Genomic DNA, 5,830 nt, shown 5'->3' with positions numbered 1-5,830 from the left:
CGCGGCGTCCGCCGGCGGTGGACAGCCTCACCGCGGTGCGGGGCGTCGCGGCGGTGTGGGTCGTCCTGTACCACTTCAGCCCGGACCTCTACGTCCTGCTGCCGGCTTCCCGGGCGCTGGCGCCGCTGATCGACCGCGGCCACCTCGCGGTCCCGCTGTTCTTCACGCTCAGCGGGTATGTGCTGGCGATGAACTACGCGCCGGCGTTCGGCGGGGGGCTCTCCGCGGCGGGGACGAAGACCTTTTTGCTCCGCCGACTCATCCGCATTTACCCGCTGCACCTCGCCACGCTGCTGGGCACCGCGGCGATGGTCGCCGTCGGCGCCCGGTTCGGCGCCACCGTGGACCCGGAGGGGTACGGGGCCGTCGACTTTCTTCTCAACCTCGCCCTGCTGCACGCCTGGGTCCCGGACTTCCGGCTCAACTGGAACCTTCCGTCCTGGTCGATCAGCGCGGAGTGGTTCGCCTATCTGCTGTTCCCGCTCCTCGCGGCGGGGCTGTGGCGGGCGTCGGCCGGCCGGCGGGGGCGGGCGGCGGTCGGGGCCGTCGCCGGGCTGGCCCTGATCGAGACGGTCGTCTTCTACCTGTACTGGCGGGCGCGGGGGCTGCCGTTCTTCGAGCTGCTCTCGGTCGTCGGCCCGTTCACGGCGGGAGCGGCGGCGTGGGTGTGGCGGGAACGCGCCGCCGCGCCCGCCGGCCCGTGGGAGCCGCCCGGCTGGGCGCCGTGGGCGGCGACGGCGGTCCTCGTCGGCGGGGCGTTCCTGCCGAACGTCGCGGCGGGGAAGGCGGTCGTGCTGGTCGGCTGCGTGGCCGTGGTGGTCCTGCTGGGAGCGGCCGGAAACCGCTGCCCGCGAGCGTTCCGGTGGAGGCCGCTGGTGGCGCTGGGGGAGGCCTCCTACGCCCTGTACCTCACCCACGTGATGGCCCAAAAGGTTCTTTACACCCTGCTGCCGTCCGGGCAGTTCGCCGACGCCGACGGGCCGGTGCGGGCCGGGGCGGTCGCGGCGTACGTCGCCGCGATCGCCGCTGCGGCGTGGCTGGCCCAGGCGACGATCGAACGCCGGCTTGTCCCGTGGCTGCGGCGCCGTGCGACGGTCCGGCGGCCGGGGTAGCGCGGGATCTCTGAAGCCCGCGTCCCGCCGCCGGTCGAGCGGGCGGCGATGCCGTGGGCCGTCTGCGCCGCCCACGCTCCGGCCCCGGGGCGCGTCCGCTTACGGCGACATGCCGGCCAGCACGCGTTCGGCTTCGTCGGCGTGCTCCGCGTCGACCAGCACGTCGTAGGTTTCCGCCCGCATGGCGCCGACGCTGGTGAAGTCCCGCTTGCCGCCGGTCATGGCGTAGCCGATCAGGGAGAACACGCTGCCGAACACGGCGCCGATCGCCGTGGCCCAGAGGATCAGCGGCCAGTTCAGGCCCTCCCGGACCAACACGCCGTCGACCACTTCGACCGCCGGGAAGAAGATTGCGAGGATCAGACCGATGAACAGCCCCGTCAGCGCCCCGCTGGCCAAGCCGTTCAGAAACGCCCGGCCCCAGTTCAGCCGCCCGGTGATCTGCTCCACGAACTTCAGGCCGCGGCCGACGATCGTGACGTGCCGGACGGGGAACTTTTCGTCGGAGAGATAGTCCACCGCCTTCTGGGCGGCGGCGTAATCCGCGTAGCTGCCCACCACCCGCTGCGGGGCCAGGGGGGCGGAGGTCGTGTCGGGGGTCGACTGGGCGGGGACGCCGGTGCTCATCGGGGCGGGGCGGTTCTGGAAGACGAATGATCGTCCCGCAGGCTAGACATGAACGCCGCCCGCGGCCCCGGGGGAAGTTCCCGTCGGGACCGCGGGCGGATTCGGTGAACCGCTCGTCGGGCTCGGGGGGCTCACGCCCCCCGCTCGCCGGACGTCAGGCGCTGAAGCTGGACCCGCAGCCGCAGGTGTTGCGGGCGTTGGGGTTCTCGAAGGTGAAGCCGCGCTTCTCGACGCCGGCGTAGAAGTCGATCACGGTGCCTTCCAGGTGCGGGCCGCACTTGTAGGGGACGGCGACGACCTGGCCGTGCTGGGTGAAGACCTCGTCCTTCGCCTCGTCGACTTTGTCGTCGAAGCCGAGGGCGTAGGAGAAGCCGCTGCACCCGCCGCCGGAGACGCCGACCCGCAGCACGCTGCCCTCGGGCAGGGCCTGCTCGGCGATGACGCGGCGGACCTCGGCGACGGCGGCTTCGGTGACGGTCACGCAGCCCTCGGTCGGCAGATCGGCGGCGTTGGGAACGGTCGACTCCGGGGCGGCCGGGGCGGCGGTGGCGGGAGCGGCTTCGGCGGTGGCGGGCATCGGGGTCCGGGTCAGCGGGGGCTGAAGTGGAATCAGGGTCGGTTAGTCTAGGGGCCTGTCCGGTCGACGGAAAGGCGCCTCCCGTTTCGGGCGGTTCGCCGCACCCGTCCGGCCGTCGGACGCCGCCCGTCCGCCGCGTCGTCGTCCCGCCGCGTTCGTCCGCCGAAAGGCCGCCCGTGCTGTTCCCCGAGACCGTCTCCAAGCTGTCGGACCTCAAACCGGGGACGACCGCCGACGTGTTCGCCCTGCTGTCCTCCAAAAAGCAGGACGTCACCAAGGCCGGCAAGCCCTTTTATAAATGCACCTTTCGGGACGCCGACCGGGAGGCGGCCGTGATGGTCTGGAGCGACTCCGGCCACTTCGCCGACTGCGAGGCGAACTGGACGAAGGGCGCCTTCTACAAGCTCCGCGGCACCTACGAGGAGAACAATTACGGTCCGCAATTGAACCTCGACAAGATCCGCCCCGTCCAGCCGGCCGACGTCGACGCCGGCTTCAACGAGGCGGACTTCTTCGAGACCAGCCGCTTCGACCCGGAGAACATGTTCCGGGCGTTGACCTCCCTGTGCGAAGACAAGATCGAGGACGGCCCGCTGCGGGCGGTCGTGTTGAAGGTGCTCAACGACCGGGCGGAGGCGTTCAAGAAATGGCCGGCCGCCAGCCGAAACCACCACGCCTTCGCCGGGGGGCTGTTGGAGCACACCCTCAGCGTGGTGCGGACGACCGTCTGGCTGTGCGAAAAATACGAGGGCCTGTACCCGAACCTGTCCCCGCCGCTGTGCGCCGACGCCGCGATCGCCGGGGCGACGCTGCACGACGTGGGCAAATTGGAGGAGCTCGACGGCTCCCCCGCCGGGGCGGAGTACACCTCGACCGGGCGGCTGCTGGGGCACATCGTGATCGGCCGGGACTGGCTGCGGGACGCCGCCGCCTGGCAGGCCGACCAGCCCGGCGGACCGGTGGACCGGGAGTTGTTGCTGCGGACCGAGCACGTCGTGATTTCGCACCACGGCATCCGGGAGTACGGCAGCCCCGCCGAACCGCACACCCCCGAGGCCCTCATCGTGCAGCACGCGGACGAGCTGGACGCGAAGTACTCCATGCTCGCCGACAGCCTGTCGCAGGCGTCCGGCGGGGGGCCGTTCACGCCGTTCAGCAAGCAGTTCGGCAAACCGATCTTCCGCGGGCTGTCGGAAACGGCCTAGATCGCCCGTCGTGCGCTCGCTCTCCCCGCTGCCGACCTCTCCCGCGATCGCCCCGCCGGTGAACGCCCCGTCCACGGTCGCCCTCTGGCACGGGGCCGGCAACACGTTCGCCCTGCACGACGGCCTCGGCGGCGCGCCGCCGCCGGACCCGGCGGCGCTGTGCGGGCGGTTCGGCGTCGACGGGGCGGTCTTCCTGTCGCCGCCGCAGACGCCGGGGGCGGCGGCGGGCGTCGCCTTCTTCAACCCGGACGGAACCCCCGCCGCCGCCTGCGGGAACGGGCTGCGGTGCGCCGCGGCCCACCTCGACCCGCACGGCGCCCGCGGGACGACGACCTTCGACACCCCCGCCGGCCTCCGCACGGCAGCGGTTCTGCCCGTCCGGGGCGGCCCCGCGGCGGTGCGGGTCTCGATGGGCAAACCGCGATTCCGCCCTCCGCCGGCCGACCCGCGGGCCTTTGCGGAGTTCCTGCCGAACCACCGGCCCACCGGCGACTCCGGCCGGCCGGGGCTGGCGACGTACGGGCCGCCGATTCGGGTGGACCTTGGCAACCCGCACGCCGTGTTCCTGGTGGACGAACCGCCGGGGGACGACCTCGTCGGCTCCCTCGGCCCGGCGTTGCAGACGCACCCGCTGTTTGCGGCCGACGGCGGGGTGAACGTGGGCTTCGCCTTCGCCCGTTCACCGGACGCGATCACGTTGCGGGTGTACGAACGCGGCGTGGGGGAGACGGCCTCCTGCGGGAGCGGCGCCTGCGCGGCGGTCGCGGCGGCGATCGCGGTGCGGCGTTGCGTGCGACGGGTGACGGTCTCCGCCCCCGGCGGGGACCTGACGGTCGACTGGCCGGCGGCGGGCGAGATGTTCCTCACCGGCCCCGCCGCCCCGCTGTCGATTGGATGAGTCTCGCCGTCGCCCGGGGGAATCGGGCGGCGGTCCCCCGGGAACGCCTGGGGGCCGATCTGAGAACTTCATGAACGATCCCGACCGCGGTGGGTGCGATCGGGCTCGCGGTCTACGCTGACGTCCCGACAGGAACCCGCAGAGTCGCACAGGAGCCCCGCCGTGGCCGACGCCCCCCGCCCCGAAACGTCCGACAAGCCGGACGACGACGCCAAGACGGACGCAGCGAAGACGAACGGTCCCGCCGAGGACGCGAAGACGCCGGCGAAACCGAACGACTCCCGCCGCCGCCGGCGTCGCGGCCGGGCCGACGACGCGGAAAGCGAACCGCTCCCGCTGGAGCCGGACGAAACCGTCCCGGACCACGTCTTCGCCCAGCAGACCGAGCTGGTCGAATCCATCAAACGCACCGCGGACAAGCTGCTGGCCGACGGGGCCACGCGGGGCGATTTGAAGATTCTGGAACGCTCCCTGAAGGAGCTGCGGTACGCCTTTAAAATGTTCACCCCCTACCGCAAGCGGCGGAAGGTGTCGGTGTTCGGCAGCGCCCGCACCGCGGAGGTCGCCCCGGAGTACGCCCACGCCGAGAAGTTCGGCCGCCGCATGGCCGAGGAAGGCTGGATGGTCCTCACCGGAGCCGGCGGAGGCATCATGGAGGCCGCCCACGTCGGCGCCGGCCGCGAGATGAGCATGGGCGTCAATATCCTGTTGCCGTTCGAGCAGCACGCGAACCGCATTATCGACGGCGATCCCAAGCTGGCGAACCTGAAATACTTCTTCACCCGGAAGTTATTGTTCGTCAAGGAGGTGCACGGCATCGTCACCTTCCCCGGCGGGTTCGGCACCCAGGACGAGGCGTTCGAAACCCTCACCCTGGTGCAGACCGGCAAGCGGGACCTTATGCCGCTGGTCTGGGTCGACGAACCGGACGGCAATTACTGGGGCCACTGGCAGCAGTTCGTGAACGACGAACTGCTGGAGAAAGGCCTGATCTCCCCGGAGGACACCTCCCTTTACAAGATTACCACGGACGTCGAGGAGGCCGTCGAGGAGATTCTCAACTTCTACAGCGTGTATAACTCCATGCGGTACGTCCGCGGGAAGCTCGTGCTCCGGCTGCACGCCGCCCCGGACGATCAATTGCTGGAGCGGATTAACGACGAATTCAACGACATCTGCGCCAGCGGCGAGATCACCTGCTGCGGGGCCCACCAGCAGGAAGCGGACGACGAGCACCTCGCCGACCTCCCCCGGCTGCGGCTGGACTTCAACCGCCGCTCCGCCGGCCGCCTGCGGCAACTCGTCGACCTGCTCAACGACGAACTCGCCGACGCCCCGAATCAGGTCGAGGCGACGTAACCGCAAGGGCGGACGGAACCGCAACGGCGAGCGTCCCGGACGCTTGAAGCGT

At 71.3% G+C, this 5,830-nt stretch carries 6 protein-coding genes; 4 read left to right on the top strand and 2 right to left on the bottom strand.

Going from position 1 to position 5,830, the window contains the following annotated elements; all coding sequences use genetic code 11:
- The coding region (locus tag ACG2DA_RS21460; protein ID WP_395258552.1) for an acyltransferase family protein at window positions 1-1,112 on the top strand (1,112 nt) is incomplete at its 5' end.
- Window positions 1,113-1,211: 99 nt separating this feature from the next.
- On the opposite strand, the gene ACG2DA_RS21455 is transcribed toward ACG2DA_RS21460, so the two are convergent.
- The gene (locus tag ACG2DA_RS21455) at window positions 1,212-1,739 is read right to left on the bottom strand and encodes a general stress protein (protein WP_395258550.1); all 528 of its coding nucleotides are present in this window, start codon (window positions 1,737-1,739) and stop codon (window positions 1,212-1,214) included.
- Window positions 1,740-1,893: 154 nt separating this feature from the next.
- Window positions 1,894-2,316: a HesB/IscA family protein gene (locus ACG2DA_RS21450; RefSeq protein WP_395258549.1), complete on the bottom strand. Its 423-nt coding sequence runs from the start codon at window positions 2,314-2,316 to the stop codon at window positions 1,894-1,896.
- A gap of 176 nt (window positions 2,317-2,492) precedes the next feature.
- Between ACG2DA_RS21450 and ACG2DA_RS21445 the strand changes: the two genes are divergently transcribed.
- From ACG2DA_RS21445 to ACG2DA_RS21435, 3 genes are all read left to right on the top strand, one after another.
- The gene (locus tag ACG2DA_RS21445) at window positions 2,493-3,521 is read left to right on the top strand and encodes a 3'-5' exoribonuclease YhaM family protein (RefSeq protein WP_395258547.1); all 1,029 of its coding nucleotides are present in this window, start codon (window positions 2,493-2,495) and stop codon (window positions 3,519-3,521) included.
- Between the two features lie 10 nt (window positions 3,522-3,531).
- Complete coding sequence (dapF, locus tag ACG2DA_RS21440; protein WP_395258546.1) at window positions 3,532-4,419, top strand: diaminopimelate epimerase; 888 nt, start codon at window positions 3,532-3,534, stop codon at window positions 4,417-4,419.
- Between the two features lie 162 nt (window positions 4,420-4,581).
- Complete coding sequence (locus tag ACG2DA_RS21435) at window positions 4,582-5,778, top strand: LOG family protein (protein WP_395258544.1); 1,197 nt, start codon at window positions 4,582-4,584, stop codon at window positions 5,776-5,778.
- Window positions 5,779-5,830 lie beyond the last annotated feature (52 nt).

It is taken from the genome of Alienimonas sp. DA493 (assembly GCF_043951915.1).
Taxonomy (GTDB): Bacteria; Planctomycetota; Planctomycetia; order Planctomycetales; family Planctomycetaceae; genus Alienimonas.
The sequence above is the reverse complement of the archived record's forward strand: the minus strand, read 5'-3'. Positions and strand labels throughout refer to the sequence as shown.